Source organism: Paenibacillus borealis, assembly GCF_000758665.1.
Taxonomy (GTDB): Bacteria; Bacillota; Bacilli; order Paenibacillales; family Paenibacillaceae; genus Paenibacillus_AQ; species Paenibacillus_AQ borealis.
Genome location: NZ_CP009285.1, coordinates 7595774 through 7620292, shown reverse-complemented (window position 1 = coordinate 7620292; position 24519 = coordinate 7595774). Strand labels below are relative to the sequence as shown.

Genomic DNA, 24519 nt, shown 5'->3' with positions numbered 1-24519 from the left:
CATGCTAAGAGGATTATACACGGCGGCTGCAGGAATGGTAACACAGCAGCGCAGACATGATACAGCGACACAGAACATTGCCAATTTGAATACTACCGGGTACAAGCAGGTCGACAGCGTCAGTCATGCATTTCCCGATGTGCTGATTTCGGCGATGAGCGGTGGCGTTACGAAGCCTGTTGGCCGGCTTAACACAGGGGTTTTTGCCGAACAATCTGTATCCCAGTATTTGCAGGGCGACCTCATCGAAAGCGGCAAAAGCGCAGATTTCGCACTGTCAACCGATTTACAGGTAGAGGACCCGGACAATGCAGGCACTTATCTTGCTTTTGACGGCTCAGGCAAATACATTAGTCCTGACGGCGAGGTTACTTACCGGCCGCAGGCGTTCTTCACTGTACAGGATAATGAGGGTAACAATTTATATACACGTAACGGAAGTTTTTCGGTAGGGCCTACCGGAGAGGTGCTTAGCGCCGGGGGATTCAGCGTACTGGACAGTAATGGTAATCCGCTGCGATTGACAGGGCCGGAGGATACCCTTAAAGTGGACGGGCAGGGTAACTTGATTAACAATGCGACAGGGCTGCCTTCAGGAACCCGGATCGGAATCAGCGTAATTACTAGACCTCAGGAACTGGTTCGTGACGGAAACGGCGTTTTCCATGCTGATGATACCGAGGCCGCAGAGATCCGTTACTCCAATGCAACCGATAATCTACAGGTGCGTCAGGGCTATCTGGAGAACTCTAATGTGGATGCCACACAGGTAACGGTGGATATGAATGCCGCCTACCGGGCTTATGAAGCGAATCAGAAGGTTATCCAGTTTTATGACAGCAGCCTGCAGAAGGCTGTTAATGATGTCGGCAGAGTATAGGCTGCACTGCTGAAGTGAGCAGGTTTCTTCTTATCAAGCTTTTGGGAGGTTAGATCCGTGAACAACTCGACAATCGGTGCCGCTGTCTCCATGTCCAGCCTGCAGCAAAGGCTGGATATTATAGCGGATAACATTGCTAATATGAACACAAACGGCTATAAGAGCAAAGAAGGCTCTTTCGAGGATGTGCTCACCCGTGTGCAGCAGCAATCCAAGGACTATGACCAGCCTGGACGCAGTATGCCGTTGGGCTTCAACATCGGCTTCGGTGTCCGTGTGCCTTCGGTTACAAGCAACTGGGAAGAGGGCACACTCCAGGAAACAGGAAATCCTACGGATTTGGCGCTTCAGGGCAATGGATTGTTCGGAGTTCAGGTGAACGGAGTTACTGCGTATACCCGTCAAGGCGATTTCCATTTCACCCCGGATACCGCGAATCCCGACAATATGATGCTTGTTGATAATACCGGTAACCCTGTGCTGAACACAGACGGGAATCCGCTCACAGTGCCAGCCAATGTAAGTGCTGCTATTGATGAGAGCGGCCGGGTACTTACCAAGACCGGTGAGAATGACCCCGCTATTATTGCAGGCACCATTATGATTGTAGAGCCGCTGAGCAAGAATGCCCTGAAGGCCGTGGACGGAAACTTCTATACACTTGCTGATGGTGTGACTGCACAGCAGGCGTTTGTGCAGAGAGCCGCAGGCGAAGCGAAGGATGTAGGCGTACGTACCGGATATCTGGAGTCCTCCAACGTGGATTTGAGCAAGGAAATGACGGAGATGATGCAGATTCAGCGCACTTATCAGCTCGCTGCCCGGGCATTGTCCTCCAGTGACCAGATGCTGGGCCTGGCCAATAACATGCGCGCGTGAGGTGACGGAATGAGTCGTGAGAAGTTCAATAAACCGGAAGAAGAACAACAGCAGCAGCCGGTAAGGCGGCGCGGGATTTCGGCGTGGACCATTATCCAGTGGTTCCTGATTCCCCTGCTGCTTGTTGCTGCGCTTGGAGGCGGCCTGGTCGTCGGTTACGTAATTCTCGGCAAAAAGGAATTTAGTGATGTGCTCTTGTGGAGCACATGGAAGCATGTATATGATTTGGTGTTTGCACCATAAATAATCCCTAAATATAATGATTTCTGGAACTCCCTTGTTGTGCAGGGGAGTTTTCTTTTTTATACTGAAAAATGTATAATGATGGCGTGCCCTAAGAGCGCCAAAAAGGGCCCTCTCCGCCATGCTGCCGCGTGCGGTGGAGAAAGCCCCTTATCTCAACCTCCACTGCTGCAGGTGGTGAAGGATAGTTATAGTTTTTGCCGAAGCTGCCCATATTTATGCAGGGTGGTGAAGAATAAAACAAAAGCGCTGCTGTAGGCGGAGGTTTTATAGACGCGGTTACATCCGAAGGGAGTATTGCTGATCATGCTGGATATCAATCAAATTCAAGAAATAATTCCCCACCGGCCCCCATTTCTGCTGGTGGACAAAATTACTGAAATAGAAATGGGCAAACGGGCTGTCGGCATCAAAAATGTAACGGTGAATGAACCATTCTTCACCGGACATTTTCCGGGCTATCCGGTAATGCCGGGTGTGCTAATTACGGAAGCGCTGGCTCAGGTGGGTGCAGTGGCTATTCTGGGACTGGAAGCAAACCGTGGGAAAATCGGCTTCCTGGCCGGCCTTGACGGCTTCCGTTTCCGCGGCCAGGTCGTTCCTGGCGATACCCTTGTGCTTGAGGTGGAAATTACCCGGCTTAAAGGCAGCATCGGCAAAGGCCAGGCTACCGCTAAAGTGGAAGGCAAGGTAGTGGCCTCCGGGGAAATTATGTTCGCACTCAGCTAGTACCTGTTATAAAATTATAAATTATAGATGGAGAAGGAGAGATTCACATGACTGGATTAAGCCCACAAGCCGCAGAAACCTTATCACGCTGGCTGCAGGACCCTTCCGTTGACGAGAACACCAAAGAAGAGCTGAAGGCTCTTGAGAATGAACCGAAGGAACTGGAAGAACGATTCTATAGAGACCTTGAATTCGGGACAGGCGGTTTGCGCGGTGTCATCGGAGCAGGCAGTAACCGGATTAACCGTTATACCGTAGGCAGAGCCACACAAGGCTTCGCTAATTATATTCTGGGACAGCATACAGGAGAGGGCCGGCCTTCCGTGGTCATCGCCCACGACTCCCGGCGCTTCTCGCCGGAATTCACGCTGGAAGCTGCACTTGTACTGGCAGGCAACGGAATTGAGACCCATCTGTTCCCGTCCCTGCGCTCGACACCGCAGCTGTCATTTGCAGTTCGTCATTTGAAGGCCTCAGGAGGCATTGTGATCACTGCAAGTCATAATCCGCCTGAGTATAACGGGTACAAAGTGTATAACGCTGAGGGCGGACAATTGGTGCCCGACGAAGCGGAGAAAGTGATCGCTAATATTCTGGAAGTGGACTCCTTCAATGGCGTGAAACGCATTACCCGTGAAGCGGCAGAGGGGGCAGGCTTGCTGCACTGGCTGGGAGAAGCTGAGGATGAAGCATTTACAGATACGGTGGCTGCAGTCAGTGTCGGCCGTGAAGAGATTGCTTCTACACTTGGCCGTGATTTCTCCATTGTCTACACACCGCTGCATGGGACAGGCAATCTTCCGGTCCGCCGTGTACTTGAGAAGATCGGATTCACCCAGGTACATGTGGTGCCCGAGCAGGAACTGCCGGATTCAGAATTCTCCACGGTGAAATCGCCGAACCCTGAAGAGCGTGAAGCCTTCACCTTGGCCATGAAACTGGGTGAAGAACTGAATGCCGACCTGTTAATCGGTACAGACCCCGACGCTGACCGTATGGGTGCCGTAGTTCGAGATAATGAGGGCAAATTTGTGGTCTTGTCCGGCAATCAGTCGGGCGCGCTCATGATTCATTATTACTTGAGCCGTCTGCAGGAGCAAGGTAAGCTGCCAAGCAACGGTGCGGTCGTCAAAACTATTGTAACCAGTGAGATGGGGGCGGCTGTAGCCAGTCATTATGGCGCTACCGTGTTCAATACGCTGACCGGATTCAAATATATCGGCGAGAAGATGAACCAGTTCGAGCAGTCCGGCGAATACACTTATCTTTTCGGATATGAAGAAAGCTACGGTTACCTGGCCGGCAACTATGCCCGTGACAAGGATGCAGTCCTGGCTGCGATGCTGATCGCCGAAGCAGGAGCTTATTACAAAGCCCAGGGCAAGACGCTGTATGATGTGCTTCAGGAGCTGTATGAACAATTCGGCTACTTCCTCGAAAGCCTCGAATCACGCACCCTTAAGGGCAAAGACGGCGTAGCGCAGATTCAGGGAATTATGAATGACTGGCGCAACAGCCCGCCGCACGAAATTGCCGGTGCTTCTGTTACAGAGGTGCTCGACTATTCGTTGGGACTGAACGGTCTGCCTAAGGAGAATGTGCTGAAATATCTGCTCTCTGACGGCTCATGGTTCTGCCTGCGTCCTTCCGGCACCGAGCCGAAGATCAAGGTTTATTTTGCCGTCGTTGGTGAGTCGCTTCAGAATGCCAAAGACAAAGTGGCTGAATTGACTAGTCAGGTTATGGCCCGTGTAGACGGGAAATAATACTAAATATAGAACTTGCCTGCGGAAACGGAACTGCTCCTGATGGAGGGACATCCGTTTCCGCTTAAATTTGACCAGGTTGGAGCTTTGTTTACAGAACGGCAATTAGCTTTAAAGTGAAAGAGGAGGTACTTTTGGTGCAGCAGAAATGGCAACGCTGGAATATAGCTTCGCGCAAATGGTTGTGGATTATCGTGGTGATTGGCATCATTGCTGCTCTCCCCGTAGTTTATGACCGTCTTCAGACGGAGAAGTCTTCCAAAACGGTTGAATTTGTCTTTGATTACCGCGATCTGGTCGAAGTAGCCAGCTACCGGGGAAATCCGCAGGATTACATCTCCGAGCAGCTTGACAGACTGAAGACTGCCGGTGTTCAGAGCATGGCAATATATGAAAACACATTGGAGGATTTCCGCAAGGCCCGCCGCCTGATGATGTGGGGTGCGGCAGATATCGCCAATCTGACCGATACTGTAATTCCTGAGAATGAGAACTATACATATGTCCTCTTTACCAGTGCGAAGAACAGTGAAACGCTCTCACCGATCATCCGGGATGCCTTTACCCGATTGGATATTGCAACAGAAGAATGGAGCTACCGCGGACAACAGGGGCTGATTATCAGAACCCCGCTGGAGAACGCAACACTCAAGCCGCTGCAGCCGGATCCGTTCACCCTGGAAATGCTGCATGAGAAAGGCTTTACTATTGTGCCGCGCCTTGTGGATTCCCTGGCTTATAATCAGGAAGCCGTCAAGAGTCTGCTGGACCGCTATGCAGAGCTTGGTGTCAAACGTTTACTTTTCGAAGGTGAGTCTGTTAAAGGCTACTCGGATGATGCCGATCTGGCCAGTATCACCGCATTCGCTGATCTCCTGAAGGAGCGCGGGATGGGGATTGCAGCCATTGAGAATATTAAGGTACAGCAAAAAGGTTTCTCCAAACTGGCCTATCTGCTGGACTATAATGTAACGCGGCTGTACTCGCTCAGTGAAGCTGATTCCGGCTTGTCCACTGAAGTGATTGCCGACCGCTTTGCGCTTGCTACGAAAGACCGCAACATCCGGATGATCTATCTCAATACGATCCCATCCAGAGATACTACCAAGGCAGAGGTTACAGACACCTTGGACAATCTGATTACCAGCCTAAGCGGACCTGACGGCGCGATTGCCAAAATCGAAGCTAACGGTTTCGAAATGGGACAAGCTACTGCGTTTGAGGTGGTGGATTCCTCATTCCAGCGGTATTTCAAATTAATTGCCGTTATCGGGGCTGTAGCCATGGTTGCGCTCCTGGTTTCCTACTTTGTTCCTTGGCTTACACTGCCTGCCTGGGTGCTGGGCCTGCTGGGAAGCGCCGGGCTGATGGTTCTGAAGCCGGCCTTGTTTGAACAGGCGCTTGCTCTTGCAGTAGCTATAAGTGCGCCTACGGTGGCTATGGTGCTTGCTATCCGCAAAATTAATGAAATGGGGCCGCCGCTGCGCACCAATGCATTAACCTTTGCTGTGATGAGCCCGCGCCGCCGTTTGACGCATAGTCTGGTCCTTTATATCAAAACAGCGCTGATCTCATTTAGTGCAGTTCCATTTGTAATTGCGCTCTTGAATAATGTCACCTACGCCCTGGTGCTCAATCAGTTCCGTGGGGTAAGTCTGCTTCATTTGGCGCCGATTGGCCTCACTGCGTTATATGTGCTTTTGTACCGCGGGGAGTTTGCCTTCAACAAGACCGGCAAGCTGCTGCGGACGCCGATTACGCTGGCTATGGTAGTTGCCGCTGGTGTTCTGGGCATTCTGGGTATGTACTATTTAAGCCGTACGGGCAACAGCGGCAGTGTAAGCTCGCTCGAGATGTCGTTCCGCACATTCCTGGAGAATACAGTCGGAGTAAGGCCGCGTAACAAAGAGTTCCTGCTGGCACATCCGCTCTTTATCCTTGGCGCATTTATGGCCTATAGATACCGGAATGCTGCTTTTATCATGATTATTGCGGTTATCGGCCAACTGTCCATGGTGGATACCTTTGCCCACATTCATTCGCCGGTTCTGATCTCGCTGATCCGCGGACTTCTGGGTCTTGGACTCGGCCTGATCATCGGCATTATCGCTATTGGGGTATGGCAGATCGCGGAAGGGTGTTGGAAACGATGGTCGCCGCTGCTCAAAAAATTATAATCTCGGGCTATTACGGATTCCGCAACAGCGGAGACGAGGCGGTCCTGCAATCTATACTGAACGCACTCCGTAAGCAGTCTGAGGCTGCTGGAATAACGCTGACGCCTGTGGTGCTGTCAATTGATCCGGAATGGACAACTGCTACTTACGGCGTTGAATCCGTGCACCGGATGAAGCTGGGGGAAGTACGGAAGGCAATATCAGAGAGTGCCGGGCTGATAAGCGGCGGGGGCAGTCTGCTTCAGGATGTAACAGGCAGCAAGACTATTCCGTACTACCTGGCCATCATTAAGCTGGCCCAGTGGATGGGCAAGCCAACCTTCATCTATGCCCAGGGAATCGGCCCGGTGAACCGCAAGCTGTTCCATCCGCTGATCAAATCGGTTTTCCGTAAATGTGCTTATGTATCGGTGCGGGACGAGCAGTCTCGTCAGTTGTTGCAGTCTATGGGTCTGGGGGAGGATAAAATTGATGTGGTCCCTGACCCTGTTATGGGCCTGACTTTGCCGGAGGATATTGCCTCAGAGAAGCAGGATGCTGGTAGCGGCATTATGGAATCAGCCGTTGCCGATGAAGCCATCCTGCAGTCCGGTCCCTATACCGTGGGCATCTCCGTGCGTTTCTGGGAGCAGTCGCGCAAAGAGCTGGACGCGTTAGCCGAGGGGCTGGTGAAGGCTGCTGCAGAGCTGCCGCTTCATCTACGGTTCCTGCCTTTCCATCATTCTGCAGACAATGATGCCTCACATTATGTTATGCAGAAGCTGGGACAAGATGTAGAGGAGCTTGGCGGATCCGTCAGTATTTGCGAGGATGCGCTTCATCCGCTGCGGATGCTGCGTGAAGTAGGACAGTGTCAGGCAATGATTGGCATGCGCCTGCACAGCCTAATCTATGCTGCCGGAAGACGGGTTCCGTTGATGGGAGTCTCCTATGATCCGAAGATCGACCACTTTCTTGACAGGATTGGGTGCCAGCCGGTAGGTTCGACAGCTGGGCTGGAAGGTGATAGGGTTGCAGCGGGACTTCTGGAGCTGTTGAAATCGGGAGAGGCATGGAAGCGTGAGCGTGAACCGCTGATTGCTTCACTGGTTGAAGAAGCCGAGGCTCCGGCCCGGCAAATTGCCCAATATTTCCGCCGTAAAGGATGAGTGACAAGTGAAAGCAGACAGCACGATACCTACGGTGCCAATTTTTGGTATTCGGGTATCTAAAGTTGATATGAAAACTACGGTTTCTTATTTAACGGACGCGGTTCATAACCGTGAGCCCCATCAGGTTATTACCGCTAACCCGATTATGGTCATGGCGGCACTGGAGAATCCGTCTTATATGGAGATTATGAAATCAGCAGAGCTTGTGGTTCCCGACGGGACTGGTGTAGTGTGGGCAGCGGATTACTGCCACGAGCCTGTGGCTGAGCGTGTAGCAGGTTTTGATCTTTTACATGAATTATTGCGACAGGGCGAAAGCTACAAGTGGAGAGTGTATTTGCTGGGCTCAACCCCTGAGGTGATTCGCGAGACGGCTTCTAGGTTACAAACAGGATATCCCGGCATTGTCATTGCAGGCTATCATGACGGGTACTTTGGTCCGGATGAGGATGAGCAGATCCTTGCCGGAATTCTCGAAGCTAAGCCTGACCTGCTCTTCGTTGCCAGAGGGGCAGACAGCCAGGAGCCATGGATCGCTAAATACAAGTCCCGGCTGCAGATTCCGGTTATGATGGGCGTCGGCGGCAGCTTTGATGTGATCTCAGGCAAGAGCCGCCGTGCCCCCAAAGCCTTCCAGAAATTAAGGGCAGAATGGTTATATCGGCTGCTCAAAGAACCCACACGTTACAAAAGAATGCTTGCGCTGCCGAAATTCGCAGTAAAAGTGGTACGAGAGAAAGAAAAAGTGACAAAAGACCAGTGATTTGAGGATATTTACCGAAGAAATCCGTGTAACAGCCTAAAAACGGTATTGGAATTTGTTTTTGGTTCAGCGTATAATTCAATGCGGTAGAGAAATGGGGGTCGACTGAACAAATGTTAATCATATACATCGCCGGATTTATTGTGTGCATGGGACTTGCACTGCTTTTGACGCCGTTAGTGAAGAAATTTGCTATAAAAATCGGTGCGACTGATGTGCCTAATGCCCGTAAAGTGCATACGAAGATCATGCCCCGCCTTGGCGGACTCGGCATATTTCTGGCGTTTGTGTTAGGCCTGCTTGCCGTATTACCGATTATTCCGTATGATTTCACTCCGCGGGAGGCTAACTTCATCAAAGCGCTGCTCTGTGGCGGGGGTCTGATTGTGCTGATCGGCGGTCTCGACGACCGGTTCGAGCTATCAGCCAAGGTGAAGCTGCTGGGCCAAATTGCCGCAGCCTGCATCGTAGTTTTCGGGTTTGGAATTACTGTTGATTTCGTAAACATTCCTTTTCATAATAGCTATTCTTCACTGGAGAGCTGGATTGCCATCCCTCTTACGATCTTCTGGATTGTCGGCGTCACGAATGCCGTGAATCTGATCGATGGACTGGACGGGCTTGCAGCCGGTGTATCCGGTATCGCGATTGCCACCATTGCTGTAATGGCCTTCCTGATGGGTAATACTATGGTTGCTCTGTTGTGCTTACTGCTTCTGGGCAGCATACTTGGTTTTCTGTTCTTTAACTTTCATCCCGCCAAAATCTTCATGGGTGATACGGGCTCGCTGTTCCTGGGCTTTTGTCTGGCGCTGCTCGCACTGCTCGGTTTCAAACAGATTGCAGTGGTATCGTTTATCACACCACTCCTGATTATCGGGGTTCCTTTATCGGATACGTTTTTTGCCATCGTACGGCGCAAGCTGCAGAAGAAGCCAATCTTCGCACCGGACAAAGGCCATCTTCACCACTGCCTGCGTGAACTTGGCTTCAGCCACCGCCAGACGGTATTAATTATTTATGGCATTGCCGCTTTCTTCGGAATTCTGGCTGTCATCCAGACATCCGCTTCGCTCTATGAAGCCAACTGGGTTACATTCGTGGTTATCTGCGTCATGCTCTTCTTCCTGCAGATTGGTGCGGAGATCACTGGTGTGATCAGCAAAACCAAACGCCCGGTCATAGATTTAATCCTGAGAATGCGCATGAAGCTGGATCCTGAGCGGAGCTCGAAATCTTAGATTATAATTGACACGCATTTATTGATATTTCCTTAAGTTAGCAAAACTCATCCTTTTTGGGATGAGTTTTTTGCTGTATTCCCTAAAAATATACCTTCTACTAACCGATAAAGTACAAAGTGAGGCTTATCAGAACATAAACTCAAAGGAGAGATATACACATGTTACGCTTTAAGAGACCATTCGTTTGGCTGCTGCTGGCGGCACTGATCGTTTCTATGTTTCCAGGCAAATATACGCCCCTTGCGGCGGCAGCTACCACGACTTACTTCAGTCCGGATGAGCTCAAGTTGCGGGATACCGTTGTTTTGGATCCGAATGTAATAACAGCAGGTGCAGAAGGGCTAATCAGCCGATCCAGTGTGTATCTGACTACGAACCAAAACCTGTCTATTACAGGTACCTATTCTCAGGTAACATCATCTACAATGAAGGTTACTGTTGAGCAACTGACTCAAAGTACAAACGGAAAGTGGACTACAGACTCTACCCGTTTGACTACAGGTACGGTTACACCCGATGCCAATAGTCCAAGCAATCGCTTTACTACCAGCGGTGTTGTTTTATATGCAGGCTTTAATAAAATTACTTTCTCCGGTATGCAGGGTAACCTGACACGGTCGGAGTCCTTTTATATCCTTTACGACAAAGTTCCATATCTATCTGCACTTCAAGTGCTCGGTGGTCCTGCTGCACTTAATTTAAATGAAGGGACACAAGTAGTCGTCCCTGTCGACACAGTTACGCTGCAGGGTAAGGCAACGAATGCAACGCAGGTTACACTTTCTGTGAATGGCGGAAATGCACTGACAACAACCTTGCTTGAGGACGGCACGTTCTTCTCCCCTTCCTTAACACTGAAGCCAGGCTTAACCAATATTAAAATAGCTATTAAGAATGCTTCCGATTCCATTGATATTGAACGCTCCTTATACTTTTTTGATACGGATCAGCCTTACGCATCCTTAAACTTAGTGCATGGTTCAGGAACATATAATATTCTGAATAACATTCCCACACTTAGTGACAGCTCGACTAATAAGGCTGGGTTCTCCGGTCAAATTCTGGTTCCATACAGCAGCACTACATTTGCGAGCTCAGGAAAGCTAACGATTAACAAAAATACCACGACTCCTATTCCGGTAAATATAGCATCGGTTGATCAGGAGTTAACCATTCCCGGCGCTGACGGAGTGACCCCTGCGTACAAATTGGTTAAATTCACAACGCAGGCTGACTTAACGCTTGTCACAGGACTAACCGAATTTACTCTGGCCGTAGACTATGGCACTTATAGCTCTTCGTTGGTCTACTCTTATAGATATCTGCCGGGAGAAGTTGTAATTACTGATATGTATTACCTTCCGGGATATACAGGTTCGGGCAGCATCTCAAACATCTCCAAACTGCCTCTGAACGGACAACAGATGGAGAAGGATAACTTCTACATTCTGGTCAAAACCAATGTAGGCGTCGGCACTGCCAAATTATCGGCCAATTATCTCCCGCTTAGTAACAAAGCGCTGGCTTTGACAGATCCGCCTATCACTGGAATGACTGGTCAGGGAACTAACGAGTACATTTACAAAATCACCGGTTTCTCCAACGGACAACAGAAGGTACAGTTCCGATATGGAACATCTAATTCCTACTATAATGCAGATATTTCGTATATATCCAAGAACTATATCTACGTAAGCAGCTTGCAGGATGGACAGACATACGAGTTTAATTCTGCTGCTGAGACGAGCATGAAGGTTTCAGGTGAATATATCGGGTTCGAGAATTTCGTGAGTGCTCAGGTTCAGATTAACGGGATTGACAGCAATCTCCTCCCCGATACCAAAGACAGTGCTGGAAATACACGCGTTAATAAATTTGCTTTAGGTGTAGATAAAGACAAACAGACCTTCAGTTTCGATTTGTGGATCACCCAGTCCGGTCCGCTGGTCTATGGAGAGAATAAGATTGTATTCACCGGGATATCCCAGGATAACGGCCAGAATCAGCGGATCATCACCAAGGAGCTTAAGATATATATTATTGATACTAATGTATCGAATTTGACGCAGTTTCATCCGGCAGTAGGAACCGGGCGTACTGCCTTCTCGACCCAGTCATTAAGCAATGAAACTGAGCGCAATAAAATTCTCGCATTGCCTGCAGAATTCGTCTATAAAGATGAAAAGTACACTACCAATGCTGAGAGCTATGATCTGGTGCTCCGGGGTGGTGGAGCGACGACCATGAACCTCTATAGAGGGTCAGAGTTGATTTTCACCTCAACAGGTACTGCGGATATGCTGGGTACCACGGATAAGCTGCTTGGCCCTGTACCATCTAATCCAACCGGAATATATTTTGATTATTACGGCAGCAGCAAAGATTTCATTCTGCGTCTGCGGGATTTCAAATTTGATGCTCCTGGAAGCCACGTATACACCATGGAGCTAATCAACAAGACTGGAGCAAGAACAACGCAGCGGCTTGAAATCGTACGTGAGGTATCTCCTTACAGGGTCTTGTCCCCTGTAGCAACAGTCGGGGATCAGATTGTAGTGAATAAGAACTTTGTCCGCTTCGATATTGAAGCTGAAGGTGCAACCAAGGTTATGATTGATAAGTATGAGGCTGTGAAGCGTACAGATCTTGAGAACCGCTTCACTTATGATTTTGTAGGCTTGAAACCGGATAAGGCAACAACGATCAAAATTCAAATCGTCCGGGCCGATTCTACCCTGAACGATACGATATCTGTTTATTATGCGAGTGCTATACAGATCGATACTCAGTATATGGCAGAGAAGGTAGCGACGAAATACACTGTATTTAACAAAGCGCTGCAGCTTTCATTCCCGAAAGGGACAATTATGAAGGGCTACACAACAACAGGGGCTGCTAAATATTATCCGGATACGAAACTGCTGTTTGGGATTGCCGATCCCGTGGACGGCGTGGTAGAGCGGACTAATGATTACGGGAATATCATTAATGTCAGTCCTTCGGACAGCCGTACTCTTGGCGGGAAGCTTCCGCTGGTCATTCCGCAAGAGCTTGTACTGAGATTTACCTCGACAGCCACTACCAATAATTTCTCCAGAGTATCGGATATTTATTGGCTGAACGGCGGGCTAGGAGAGTCGGGAACCCAAGGCTCACAATCCTATCTGCCAGCGACGAACGGAATTGCTCCTTATTCTATAGAAGGATATTTCACGCAATACAGTTCCACACGCAAAATTGTCCCGTCACAGCGCGGAGAGCTGACGTTAAGCTTTAACTCCAGCATAGTGGATGAGGTCGGGACGACTGTTACTGTTTTCCGATATACCGATGCAGGGAAGTGGGAGAATATTGGCGGAGAGGTGGATACCAAAAACCACACGGTTACGGTACCCTTCGATGAGTTCGGTTATTATACCGTAATGAAGCTGCGCAGAGGATTCACGGATATCACCAATCACCCGTGGGCGAGAAATATACTGAATGGCCTATATTCTAAAGGCATCATGACCAACATCCGATCCGATGCTTTTGGAGCTGATGATACAACAACCCGCGGAGAATTTGCTACCTTGCTTGTAACAGGGTTGAGTATTCCGCTGAATTATGATCCAAATAAACAAACATTCTTCGATATCGTACCAGAAGCTGTTTCAACAACATGGAACTTCAAAAGCATTGAAACAGCAGCGAGAGCAGGGATTATTACCGGTCTTAGTGACGGATTCTTCGGTCCTGACCAATCACTGACCCGTGAGCAGGCTGCGGTAATGATCGCCAGAGCCCTTAAGCTGAAGATGTCTGCTAACGACGCCAAGTTGTTAACAAGCCTAGGGAAGTCATTCGTTGACTCCGGCAGTATGGACTTCTATTCGAGACCTGCCATTGAGGCAGTGTCGAAAGCGAAGATTATGGAAGGCAATGCAACAACGATTACGGGTCAAGCTAAGCCTGTATATAATTTCAATCCAAAGGGCAAGCTTACAAGAGCGGAAGCCGGTAAAATTGCTGTAGCACTGCTGCAGAAGAGCACAAGCATCTTCCCGAAAACCTTCAACTAATGTGACTACTTGAACAGCAGGTCCGCGAAAAACTGTTCGCGGACCTGTTTTATTGTAATTTAATTACATACTGCACACATTAACTTTTGTAATCTGCACCGTTTTACGTTACAATAACTTAGAAAATAATATTTTCTGAAAGGTGAAAGCCATCGATGAAACCGATTTTATCAAAAGCACAGCTGGATTACACGAGAGCAAAGAATATGTTTGAGAATAGAGCCAAAATCCTGGAGAAGGAAATTGCCGCAAAACGCGCGCTACAGGAGATTACACAGGAACTGATGGAAGAGCTGGTATTGTTTACAGGGTTCCATGATGCATATAATGACCTCGTTATTGCCGAGAATGCATTGATTGAATGGTCGCATGCTACGATCAAACATGAGAAGAGCTACCGTGAGAATCGTGGGGCGATTGATGCTATGTATGAGAATGTAAATGCCAGTCCTGAGAAGCGTCAGGAATTGATTCAACTATCAATGAAGATCCGTTAGTTCATATGCCATAAAAAAGAGCGCCGGAAACGGCGCTTTTTGTTTTGTCAGAGGATAGTGGTTTTAGAGTTTGAAGAAGGCAGATTATGTTTATTAACTTAACAAATATTGCTTAATGACGTTTGGAAACCGTCTATGCTATACTGATTCCCGTAGCCACCCAACATTAACAATAGTTAGTAGAACATACATAAGGTTCTTCTATTGGAACGGGGCCGGGACACAAAAAAGAAAAAAAGTTTTTTTGAACAAAGCGCAACTTTCTCGGAACTAATGCGTTTAAGGTGTAGAGTCACTTACACAAGGCAAATGCCTAATGGCCATTATGGAATGAAGCTTACTGCCGGATGGAAAAATTAGCTTTACGTGACTAGAGGCACATTGTATAATACTTAGGTAGAATTAGGAATCTAGTATTAGTCTGCCTTGAACCTGTTTACAAGTTTCTGTGATACCCGTCACAGACATTATTTATACTTAATATGCTCAACTCGGGAAAGGGGGTGCATCGGCTAATGAGTGACATGAGCTACCCAACTAAAGAAAAATCTCAGTTCATGAACGTCCAAGGAGGAGAAAAAAAGGTTATGAAGAAAATTTTATCCGTAGCATTATCTACAGCAATGGCATTCTCGATGTTTGCCTCTGTAGCATTTGGTGAAACAGCACAAGCAACTCCACAACAGGCATTCGACGCTTTGGCAGCTAAAGGTATTCTCAATGGGTACCCAGATGGTCAAGCTCACCTTGAAAAAGATCTGACTCGCGCAGAATTCGCTAAGATCGTTACTAAATTGTTCGGTCTTACTGAAGTAACTGGCAAGTTGTCTTACAAAGACAAAGGCTACACAGCTACTAACTGGGCTGTTCCTTACATCGAAGCTGTTACTGCAGCTAACTTGATGCAAGGTAAAGATACTGTTAAAGGTATCTTCGACTACAATGGTAAAGTTACAGTAGAAGAAGTTGCGGCTGTATTGTTCCGCGCTTTGAAACTGGAACAACCTACTACAACTGATAACTCCGCTTCTGTATGGGCTAAGGGCTATGCTCAAGCAGTTATCAACGCTGGTCTGGTTGCACAAACAACCAACTTCAAAGCTAACGCTACCCGCTCTTTGGTAGTTTCCACAGCTTATGCAGTTGATCAATTGTCCGTACAGCCTACATTGACTGTAGCTTCTGCTGAAGCAGTAAGCCCAACAAGCGTTGTAGTAACATTCTCTGACAAAACAACTCAAACTGTTGAATTGACAACTGCTCTTGTAGAAGGCGTTGAAACAACAATCAGCTTCAAACACCTTGAAAAAGATTACACTGCAAAAGTAACTTTGGCTGCTCCTAAGGTAATTTCCGCAGAAGCTCCAAACGCTAAGCAACTGGTTGTTAAATTCAACCGTGCGATTGATGCAGACTCAGTAATCTCTGATGGCAAGTTGATTGCTGATGTGATTAAAGTAGTTACTGTTACTGGTCAAACTGTAACAGCAGCTGGTTCTTCTGCTAGCCTTAACACAGCTGGTACTGAATTGACAATCACTTTCAACGTTAACGAATATGACTACCTGAAAGGTCAATACACAATCGTAGTTAGCGATGATGTTCTGACTACTTCCGGTTCAGCGGTTGCTGCTTACACTACGCTGATTTCTGTAGCTGATGTTGCTGCTCCAACAGTTAAAACTATCAACGCAGTAGCTAAAACTACAACAAACAAAGTATACGTTCAGTTCAGCGAGCCTGTTAAACCAGCTGGCATCATCGCTACTGTTAACGGTGTAGCTGCTTCTGTATACAGAGAATCCGCTGATACATTCAGCTTGACTGCAGGTACTTTGAACAGCGGCACATCGTATGATGTCTCCCTGACTAACGTTTCTGACTTCGCAAGCAACGTTGCAGCTCCAATCAAGACTACTGTAACTGTTGTTTCTGACACTGCTGCTCCTACAGTTGTGAGCATCACTCCTGTTAGCGACCAGTACGTTAATGTTAAATTCAACAAAAAAGTTAGCTACGAGTCCTTCAACGGTAATGTTGGTTTGCTTAAAGCTGACGGAGACAAAATCGGCAATATGAACGTGATTACTAAAGAAGATAGTGACACAATCAAATTGCAGGTTCCTTCTAACTTTGACTTCCCTACATCCGGCGCATTCACTGGCACACTGCAGTTCGGTGCAACAGTGCGTGATACTTTGGGCAACACACTGGGAACAGCTCTTTCGCAGCAGATTTCCCTGACTAAGGACAGCACAGCTCCTTCTGTAGCAAGTGCTACTTACGGTTCCAAAGGCCTTGTAATTACTTTCAATGAAGATATCACTTTCCTTGGTTCCCCAGCTACAATTAGAGTAATCAATAACGCTACTGGTGCTTATGTTACTACCGGCGTTGATTTCTCTGGTCAAGTTGTAAGTGGCGCTAAAGTGACATTCCCTAAAGTAACTGGTCTGAGCGGTGACTACACTCTCCGCATTGACAAAGAACTGGTTAAGGACTTGTCCAAAGCCGGTAATAAATCCGCTGCTGCAACAGTTGTAGTAACTGCTGCAACAACAACTTCCAACGACACAGACAGACCAACAGTTACAGGTATTACTTACACTGAAACTGCTTCTGAAGAAGCTGGATTCATTCAATTCAATGTACACGTAGAAGATACTGTTGGCTTGAACGCTGCAACTCTTCGCGAAAACTCAAGCTACACATTGGGTAGCAAGGCTCTTCCTAGTACTTCATTCGTTCTTATCGAAAGAACTGATGGTGGTGCAGCTAGCAGTGCACTGAAGAAGGCTATTGCTAAAGTATTCGTACCTAAGTCCGGAATCAGCAAAACTGAAGCTATTGAGTTCGTAGCATTCGGTCTTACTGACACTGCTGGTAACGTTGCAACTGTTACAGATAAGGCTGTTATTAAGCCAGTTCTGACAGACGGTGTAGCTCCTACATTGACTGCTGCTGTTGTTAACGCTGGTAACACTGGCCTGCTTACTCTGACATTCTCCGAAAAAGTTAAGAATGTTGATGGCGGAGACTTCACTGTTCTGGTGAACGGTACAGAAGTTGCTGTAACTTCAGCAAACGAAGGTACTGGTAGCGACGCTGACAAATGGCACCTGACACTGGCTGGATACTCTGACCTGAACGCAAGCAATGTAAATGCGATTAAGGTTACAGTTAAGAAGACTTCCAATATTACTGACACTTCTAACAATGGCATTACTACTGAAACTGAAGTATACGCTAAGTAATCTCCGATTACCGAAGCAAAGAATAGCCTCTTCGGAGGCTATTCTTTTTTTATAGCCATTTATTCCGAGTTGAGGAGGAATTTAGTTGAAAACGGTTTGGAAAGTCACGATGTCTGCGGTACTGTTAGCCGGTGGTCTTTGGGCGGGTACATTGCTTAATCTTACCGCTGAAGGCGCCAGTGTCGGCTCACAACCAGGAACAGCAGATGATCCGGTGGTTACAAAGAGCTATGTAGATCAACAGATCCAAAAGGCTTTGCAAGGTGGAACCATTAGTACCCCAACGCAAGCTCCCAGCGCAACTGCAACGAATGCTCCTGCCGCGACTGCAGCTCCGACAACAGCGCCAACTCAAGGTACAGGGAGTACCGGAACTACTGGTAACACCAGCGAGATCGTTGATGTTAAACCCGGCCAGACTCTAATTGCCGGTGCAGGTGCGGAATTTATTGTCCGTGCAGGGAAGGCTATTATTTATTCCCAGGATGCTAACGGTGTCGCTGATCTGACAGATGGTGTGGATCTGGCAAACGGCGTGGCTGCTCCTACGAATCACCTGTTATCTTTCCCACGGGATGGACGTGGAATCACGGTGCAGAACGGTCAGACATTAGGTCTTGTTGTTATGGTCCGTGGTTCATACACCTTGAAATAAGCATTTGCACATCCCATTGGTAAGCAGTAAACTTATGTTTTCCTTCTTATATAAAGGATGCCCTATAACTGGTTTCAACATACACCCGGAACTCATTCCCACAGCTGACAAACATTGAGCGGATTTGAAGCTCTGGAATGTGCACACAATACTACCTGTAATCTTAAAAAATTCACAGGAGGTGCTGTAACATGGCACGTACTAATCGCACAGTTGTACCAGAGAGCCGGGCAATGCTGAAACAAATGCAATACGAGATCGCCTCTGAATTTGGATTATATGGAGCATCGTATGGCGGTGGGATGGATACGGAATTTGCCTCTGAACTGGGGACAGTGGGTGGAGCAGGATCAACAGGCGGTACTCCGTATCTGGGACATCTTACTTCCAGAGATAACGGATCTGTAGGCGGGGAAATTACAAAGAGGTTGATCAAGCAGGCGGAGCAGTCTCTTTTCACATAAGCTGCCTTCAATTGACAGCACCCGGTAAATAAGATAATATGACTTTTGAGGAAAGCCTTAAACCTTTTCCATGCGGAAAAGGTTCATTTTTTGAATAAACCGGCTTATCAGATTTTATTATTCTACTTAATATATTGGCCTGTTTTTTACTAAGGTGCCCCCTTATACAGTGTCAGAATAATAATATGGGAGGTAGTTGTACATGTCTATTAAAGGGCGTCATTTGTTTACTTCTGAGTCCGTCACAGAGGGACATCCGGATAAAATCTGTGATCAGATATCCGACGCGGTACTTGATGCATTTCTCACTAACGATCCCAATGCCCGGGTTGCTTGCGAGGTAGCCGTAGCAACAGGTCTCGTGCTTGTTATTGGTGAGATTAGTACGAAGTCCGAATATGTGGATATCCCGGCAATTGTCCGTAACACGATTAAGGAAATCGGCTATACCCGTGCAAAATACGGATTTGATTTCAATACCTGCGCTGTGCTCAGCTCATTAAACGAGCAGTCGGCTGACATCGCCCAGGGTGTAAATGCTGCTCTGGAGAATAGGGATCCTGCGCTCGTAGCTGAAGAAACTGCCAACATTGGTGCTGGTGATCAAGGTTTGATGTTTGGTTTTGCCACTAATGAAACTCCTGAGCTTATGCCGCTTCCCATTGCCTTGTCGCACCGGATTGCCCGCCGCTTGGCGGAGGTTCGGAAGAATGGAACTCTGGAATATCTGCGTCCGGATGGCAAGACTCAAGTAACGATTGAATATCAGGATGAGAGACCGGTACGTGTAGATACAATTGTAGTATCCACTCAGCACGCAGAAGAAATTTCTCTTGAGCAAATCCAGGCTGACATTAAAGAGCATGTTATTCTACCGGTTGTGCCGGCTGAATTACTGGATGAGGCTACTAAATATTTCATTAATCCGACAGGCCGGTTTGTGATTGGTGGTCCTCAAGGTGACGCGGGTCTGACCGGACGTAAAATCATCGTCGATACATATGGCGGATATGCACGTCATGGCGGCGGCGCGTTCTCCGGTAAGGATCCGACCAAAGTTGACCGTTCTGCGGCTTATGCAGCACGCTATGTAGCGAAGAATCTGGTTGCTGCCGGCCTTGCTGACAAATGTGAAATCCAACTGGCCTATGCGATTGGTGTGGCTAATCCTGTCTCGATCAATGTAGATACATACGGAACAGGCAAGATCAGCGAAGAGAAGCTGGCTAATCTTATCAGCAGCAATTTCGATCTTCGTCCGGCAGGCATCATCTCAATGCTGGATTTGCGGAAGCCTATTTATAGACAAACCGCAGCTTATGGACATTTTGGCCGTACAGATGTTGACCTTCCGTGGGAACGTGTCGACAAAGCAGATATGTTGAGAGCCCAGGCAGGGATTTAATATAGAGGTCATAATTTCAGACGAAGAAGTGTTTATTGGAAACCCGCAGGGCGAATCTCCGGCCAATGGAGCAGCCTTGCGGGTTATTTGTGTTCGCAGACATGTTGAACATTCACGGATTTGGACAAGCTCTTTTCTAAACTTTGGAAGCCCTTTAACCGAATATAAGAATATACGAAAAGACGAAAGTATGGCTTGAGAGGAGTCTATTACGGCATGAAAAAGAGAATTTCAATCTGGACGGCAATTATTCTATCAGGCAGCATGATGATGGGAACTTGGCAGCCCCTGAGCGGATTCACAAACCCGGCAGTCTATGCAGCCGCTGAATTCGGTATTACGGTATCACCTTCGGCAGGAGCTTATTATGTGAATACGGGGGCGAATCTGGGATTGCGCTTCGATCGGCAGGTAAATCCGCAGAACGGGAAAATTACTATTACTAATAGTGAATCAAAGGAAGTCTTTGTGGAGATTCCTATCGGCAGTTATGGACTGGTGGGCACCTCCAATGCTTATGATATTAAGTGGGGGGGAGACAAGAAGCTTGCTCCAAATACTAAATACACGGCATCGATCCCTCAAGGGTTGTTCAAGGACAGTGAGGGTAACGGGTCTGCAGCCACCAGCTGGTCATTTGTCACAGCGCCTGAGAATGATACCTCAATAGCAGCAAGTGAACTTACACCAGCGAATAACAGCAGAGTAGATGCTGCCGGGTTAACCCAATTGAGCTTCAAATTGAATAAAAGGCTGTTGAAGGGCGGCGGAACTGTCCGGTTAATGTCTTCATTTAACAATGACGTCGTTCAGGAGTTCAGAATATGGGATGATGTTCCTGCTGTAGATGTGCAAAGTGATGCTTCCTCGACAACGGTGAAGCTGACTATTGCTGCGAATAAGGTAGCAGCGGGCAGCAATTATTATATACTTATTGATTCATATGCATTCAAGGCAGATGATAATCGAACCTTTGCCGGAATCTCCAGCGGTAATGTCTGGAGTTTCTCTACAGTGGGCGGAGAGGCTAAGAACATAACTACAGTTCCGGATAAAGGTGCAGTGAATGTACCTACAACTGAAGTATTCAGGCTGAACTTTGACCGTCCTATGATGCCGGGATCCGGATACATTACAGTTTCGCCCGGTACAACCGATGATTCCAGAACCAGATGGATTAATGTGAACTCAACCTCTGTAGTTGGAGGTGGAGAAAAGTCTATTGCGTTCACACCAGCGACGAATGATTCACCTTTGTTAAGCGGAACGACTTATACGGTAACGATCCCTCAAGGGGCTTTTTATGACCGGGACGGAAATGTGTTTCCGGCATCGGGACCTTATACTTGGACGTTTACGACCACTCCGCTCTCAGGTCTTGCTGCTGCCGCCTTGTCGCCTGCTGACAGGAGTGAATCTGTAGGGGTAAGTAAAGCTATGACAATCACGTTTAACAGAGATGCAGTCTACAACAGTACTATTATTGATGGTGTGCAGCTTTATAAGAGCAATGGTACCAAAGTTCCCGTTAACGTGAGCAATGGGGCTTCGGCCAAAGAATTCATTATCAGTCCGAATACAGCTCTCGATCCAGCAACAACGTATTATGTGGATATCGCCAAAGGCGTATTTACAGACGCAAATACTGCAGGACTGGTATATGACGGGATAAGCGGCAAAACGTCATGGAGCTTTCAAACGGAAGTTATGGATACCACAGCTCCTGCACTCGTCTCGGCACAGCTGGATAACAACCGTACGATCCGTCTGAAATATAACGAAACACTTAATTCGGGGATGGCACTTCTCTATTCAAGCTTTGCTGTGACAGTAAATGAGGAGAAGCGTACAATAGAGGGCCTGTATGTTCAAGGGGACAGTGTATATGTGACCCTAGCTACAGGAGTAGCTGTTGGACAAGTCGTGAAAATTAGCTACTCAGGCGGGTTACGTACGATTCAGGATAGCCACGGCAACTCTGCCGGCACTTTTACGCTGCAGCAGGTAACAAATTCAATTCAATCGGCTTTACCTTCACCAAGGGATGGAGTTTTATCCGGCAAAACAGTGACACTGAATTTCAATGATAGCCTCAAGGCGGTCTCCGCCAATGCCTATACTCAATTCTATGTCTATGCGGATGGCGGTTCCCTGGGAGTGAACAGCATCAGTTCCAGCGGCAGCTCCGTGGTCCTGGGGCTAAACAATGCTGCATCCAGCGGACAGACTATACGTGTTTCATACTACGCAGGGTCCTATCCGCTTCAGGATCAGTATGGCCAGAGTATTGCTAACTTTAATGATTTCTATATCCGGAATACTAGTGATACCACTGCACCGGTCTTCCAGAATGCTGTAGGAACAGGGAATAAAATCGTACTGACTTATAATGAAGGGATATCCTCATCTGCGCTGCCGCTGAACAGTCAATTCTCTGTTCTCGTCGGCAGTACTAGTACTCCCAATTATGTAACCGGCGTTTCGGTAAGCGGAACCCAGGTCACACTTACGCTCCAGAGTACGCTTGCACTTAATCAATATACTACCATTTCGTATGTTCCGGGCAGTGCAGGGCTCAGCGACCTGAACGGTAACCGTGCAGCCTATCTTAATCTGCAGGCAGTATCGGTTTCCGGAAGTACGGGGACCTCTGTACCTGATATCAGTTCGGCAACCATCTCGGGCGATGAGATTACGGTGACCTTCAGCAAGAATATGCAAGCTTCTTCTGCCTCACTCTATACGAATCAGTTTGGAGTCCGGGTGGATGGCAACAGTGTTGGTGTGCAGTCGTATTATGTATCCGGGAATGTGCTGAAGCTGACGTTGTCCGCCATAGTTAAGACCGGGCAAGTGGTTGATCTGTCCTATATGGCCGGATCTGGTGCGATAACGGATGCCAGCGGCATTCCGCTGCCTTCGTTCACCGCGCTCTCAGTCTACAACGGGGCTGGAACATCTTCGGCTAATTCCAGCCGCCCTTCATATCTGGGCACACTAGCTGCCAGTGAATTTGGCCAGGAATATCCGCTGCTCAAAAGTGATTCGGCAACGGTTGCAGATGACCGTTCTGTGTACAGCCAGTCCGTCAAAAGATATACACTAACTGCGGACCGTTTGACAGCAAGCTATGATTATCTGTACAAGCTGGGTACTTCGGTGCTTGCTTTTGAAGTGCCGTCTACAGAATTGGCAGCTTACGTAGCCTTGCCGCTGAAGCCGCTTTTGACCGCGGTGAACCGGGATAAGAAAGCTACAATGGTCGTACGCTTCGGAGATAACCTCTATACCTTGCCTTTAAATAACGTGGATATGAATAGCCTTGCGGCAAGCCTGGTGGCAGACAGCAGCAATATTTCACTTATATTGCGGATGGAGAAAGTCCCGGCAGGCACATTTACGCCATTTGAGCAAAAGCTGCAATCGCAAGGATTACAGACTATTACTGGCTTAACTGATATCCGTTTGACGGCTTCGATCAGCAGCAATTATGCCAATGCCAGCGCATTAAGCGTGGAAGCTGAGTATACCGCACGCACAACTGCTACATTGAATAGTGACCAGACTTCGGCCGTCAGACTGGATCTTGCCTATTATGATGCTACCTATCTGCCTACCAAAATCAGCACGGCTGGAAGCAATACTGTAATTCGGGCAAAGACAGTCGGCAATCAGGTAGTAGGAACATTCCTGTCTACCCGGACCTTCAGTGACATGAGCAAACATTGGAGTAATTCAATAGTCTCGCTGCTCGCTGCCAAAAACATTATCGACAGCAGCTATGGCAGCAGCTTTAAGCCGGAGCAGAAAATTACGCGGGCCGAATTTGCTGTCATGCTCAGCCGGGGGCTGGGACTGCTGGGTGACCGTGAGACGGCGCAGCGGTTCAGAGATGTGCAGCCCTCCACGCAAACCGGGGATTATATCGGTGCTGCGGCTAAAGCCGGTATTATTACTGGCAATACGGATGCAACTTTCCGGCCAAATGATAATATCACCCGTGAACAGCTGGCAATCATGATTATACGGGCCATGGAATATTCCGGGAATCCGATTACGTTGAACGGAACCTCTTCTTCGGCATTGTCCGCCTTCAAGGATAAGGCAAAGATTCAGAATCAGAGTGCTGAGTTTGTAGCCAAAGCGGTCCAGCAGGGAATTATTCTAGGCATGACACCTACTGAATTTCTGCCTCAGGGCAATGCTACCCGCGCCCAAGCCGCAGTGATGCTGCAGCGTATGCTTTCGATGGCAGGTTATTTGTAATTTAAATATAAGCCAAATTTGTTCTATGAGCGTCCGGCCTTGTGCCGGGCGCTTTTCTTATGGATAGAAAAGTAGCGCTCTTCCG

16 protein-coding genes are annotated in these 24519 nt (G+C 48.0%); all 16 read left to right on the top strand.

Annotation, left to right across the window (positions count from 1 at the left end):
• The first annotated feature begins 1 nt into the window (after nucleotide 1).
• Complete coding sequence (locus tag PBOR_RS32390) at nucleotides 2-880, top strand: flagellar hook-basal body protein (RefSeq protein WP_042218105.1); 879 nt, start codon at nucleotides 2-4, stop codon at nucleotides 878-880.
• A gap of 57 nt (nucleotides 881-937) precedes the next feature.
• Nucleotides 938-1759 (top strand): flagellar hook-basal body protein, encoded by an 822-nt coding sequence (locus tag PBOR_RS32385; protein ID WP_042218104.1) that lies wholly within the window; start codon nucleotides 938-940, stop codon nucleotides 1757-1759.
• Nucleotides 1760-1768: 9 nt separating this feature from the next.
• The gene (locus PBOR_RS32380; protein WP_042218103.1) at nucleotides 1769-2002 is read left to right on the top strand and encodes a DNA-directed RNA polymerase subunit beta; all 234 of its coding nucleotides are present in this window, start codon (nucleotides 1769-1771) and stop codon (nucleotides 2000-2002) included.
• 306 nt (nucleotides 2003-2308) lie between these two features.
• Nucleotides 2309-2731, top strand: a complete 423-nt coding sequence (gene fabZ, locus PBOR_RS32375) for a 3-hydroxyacyl-ACP dehydratase FabZ (protein ID WP_042220169.1) — start codon at nucleotides 2309-2311, stop codon at nucleotides 2729-2731.
• 47 nt (nucleotides 2732-2778) lie between these two features.
• Nucleotides 2779-4497: a phospho-sugar mutase gene (locus PBOR_RS32370; protein ID WP_042218101.1), complete on the top strand. Its 1719-nt coding sequence runs from the start codon at nucleotides 2779-2781 to the stop codon at nucleotides 4495-4497.
• Nucleotides 4498-4634: 137 nt separating this feature from the next.
• On the top strand, nucleotides 4635-6674 hold the full coding sequence (locus PBOR_RS32365; protein WP_042218099.1) for a DUF5693 family protein: 2040 nt from the start codon (nucleotides 4635-4637) through the stop codon (nucleotides 6672-6674).
• On the top strand, nucleotides 6647-7822 hold the full coding sequence (gene csaB, locus PBOR_RS32360; protein WP_042218097.1) for a polysaccharide pyruvyl transferase CsaB: 1176 nt from the start codon (nucleotides 6647-6649) through the stop codon (nucleotides 7820-7822). The genes PBOR_RS32365 and csaB overlap by 28 nt, the downstream gene beginning before the upstream one ends.
• Before the next feature lie 70 nt (nucleotides 7823-7892).
• Nucleotides 7893-8588 (top strand): WecB/TagA/CpsF family glycosyltransferase, encoded by a 696-nt coding sequence (locus tag PBOR_RS32355; RefSeq protein ID WP_081972431.1) that lies wholly within the window; start codon nucleotides 7893-7895, stop codon nucleotides 8586-8588.
• Nucleotides 8589-8701: 113 nt separating this feature from the next.
• The gene (locus tag PBOR_RS32350; RefSeq protein ID WP_042140236.1) at nucleotides 8702-9829 is read left to right on the top strand and encodes a glycosyltransferase family 4 protein; all 1128 of its coding nucleotides are present in this window, start codon (nucleotides 8702-8704) and stop codon (nucleotides 9827-9829) included.
• A 161-nt stretch (nucleotides 9830-9990) separates the two neighbouring features.
• Entirely contained in the window at nucleotides 9991-13893 is a 3903-nt protein-coding gene (locus PBOR_RS32345) for an S-layer homology domain-containing protein (protein ID WP_042218093.1), read from the top strand.
• A gap of 155 nt (nucleotides 13894-14048) precedes the next feature.
• Nucleotides 14049-14390 (top strand): hypothetical protein, encoded by a 342-nt coding sequence (locus tag PBOR_RS32340; protein WP_042218091.1) that lies wholly within the window; start codon nucleotides 14049-14051, stop codon nucleotides 14388-14390.
• A 515-nt stretch (nucleotides 14391-14905) separates the two neighbouring features.
• Complete coding sequence (locus PBOR_RS32335) at nucleotides 14906-17644, top strand: S-layer homology domain-containing protein (RefSeq protein WP_042218090.1); 2739 nt, start codon at nucleotides 14906-14908, stop codon at nucleotides 17642-17644.
• A gap of 85 nt (nucleotides 17645-17729) precedes the next feature.
• Entirely contained in the window at nucleotides 17730-18299 is a 570-nt protein-coding gene (locus PBOR_RS32330) for a hypothetical protein (RefSeq protein ID WP_042218089.1), read from the top strand.
• Nucleotides 18300-18490: 191 nt separating this feature from the next.
• Nucleotides 18491-18763 (top strand): alpha/beta-type small acid-soluble spore protein, encoded by a 273-nt coding sequence (locus PBOR_RS32325; protein ID WP_042218087.1) that lies wholly within the window; start codon nucleotides 18491-18493, stop codon nucleotides 18761-18763.
• Between the two features lie 202 nt (nucleotides 18764-18965).
• Entirely contained in the window at nucleotides 18966-20168 is a 1203-nt protein-coding gene (gene metK, locus PBOR_RS32320) for a methionine adenosyltransferase (RefSeq protein WP_042218086.1), read from the top strand.
• A gap of 216 nt (nucleotides 20169-20384) precedes the next feature.
• Nucleotides 20385-24434, top strand: coding sequence for an Ig-like domain-containing protein (locus PBOR_RS32315; protein ID WP_042218084.1), 4050 nt, complete (start codon nucleotides 20385-20387; stop codon nucleotides 24432-24434).
• The last annotated feature ends 85 nt before the right edge of the window (nucleotides 24435-24519 follow it).

What these genes read in the sequence shown, in the direction of transcription:
- PBOR_RS32390 (WP_042218105.1), top strand. Translation starts at nt 2, where the DNA reads ATGCTAAGAGGATTATACACGGCGGCTGCAGGAATGGTAACACAGCAG.
- PBOR_RS32380 (WP_042218103.1), top strand. Translation starts at nt 1,769, where the DNA reads ATGAGTCGTGAGAAGTTCAATAAACCGGAAGAAGAACAACAGCAGCAG.
- fabZ (WP_042220169.1), top strand. Translation starts at nt 2,309, where the DNA reads ATGCTGGATATCAATCAAATTCAAGAAATAATTCCCCACCGGCCCCCA.
- PBOR_RS32370 (WP_042218101.1), top strand. Translation starts at nt 2,779, where the DNA reads ATGACTGGATTAAGCCCACAAGCCGCAGAAACCTTATCACGCTGGCTG.
- csaB (WP_042218097.1), top strand. Translation starts at nt 6,647, where the DNA reads ATGGTCGCCGCTGCTCAAAAAATTATAATCTCGGGCTATTACGGATTC.
- PBOR_RS32355 (WP_081972431.1), top strand. Translation starts at nt 7,893, where the DNA reads ATGAAAACTACGGTTTCTTATTTAACGGACGCGGTTCATAACCGTGAG.
- PBOR_RS32350 (WP_042140236.1), top strand. Translation starts at nt 8,702, where the DNA reads ATGTTAATCATATACATCGCCGGATTTATTGTGTGCATGGGACTTGCA.
- PBOR_RS32345 (WP_042218093.1), top strand. Translation starts at nt 9,991, where the DNA reads ATGTTACGCTTTAAGAGACCATTCGTTTGGCTGCTGCTGGCGGCACTG.
- PBOR_RS32340 (WP_042218091.1), top strand. Translation starts at nt 14,049, where the DNA reads ATGAAACCGATTTTATCAAAAGCACAGCTGGATTACACGAGAGCAAAG.
- PBOR_RS32335 (WP_042218090.1), top strand. Translation starts at nt 14,906, where the DNA reads ATGAGTGACATGAGCTACCCAACTAAAGAAAAATCTCAGTTCATGAAC.
- PBOR_RS32325 (WP_042218087.1), top strand. Translation starts at nt 18,491, where the DNA reads ATGGCACGTACTAATCGCACAGTTGTACCAGAGAGCCGGGCAATGCTG.
- metK (WP_042218086.1), top strand. Translation starts at nt 18,966, where the DNA reads ATGTCTATTAAAGGGCGTCATTTGTTTACTTCTGAGTCCGTCACAGAG.
- PBOR_RS32315 (WP_042218084.1), top strand. Translation starts at nt 20,385, where the DNA reads ATGAAAAAGAGAATTTCAATCTGGACGGCAATTATTCTATCAGGCAGC.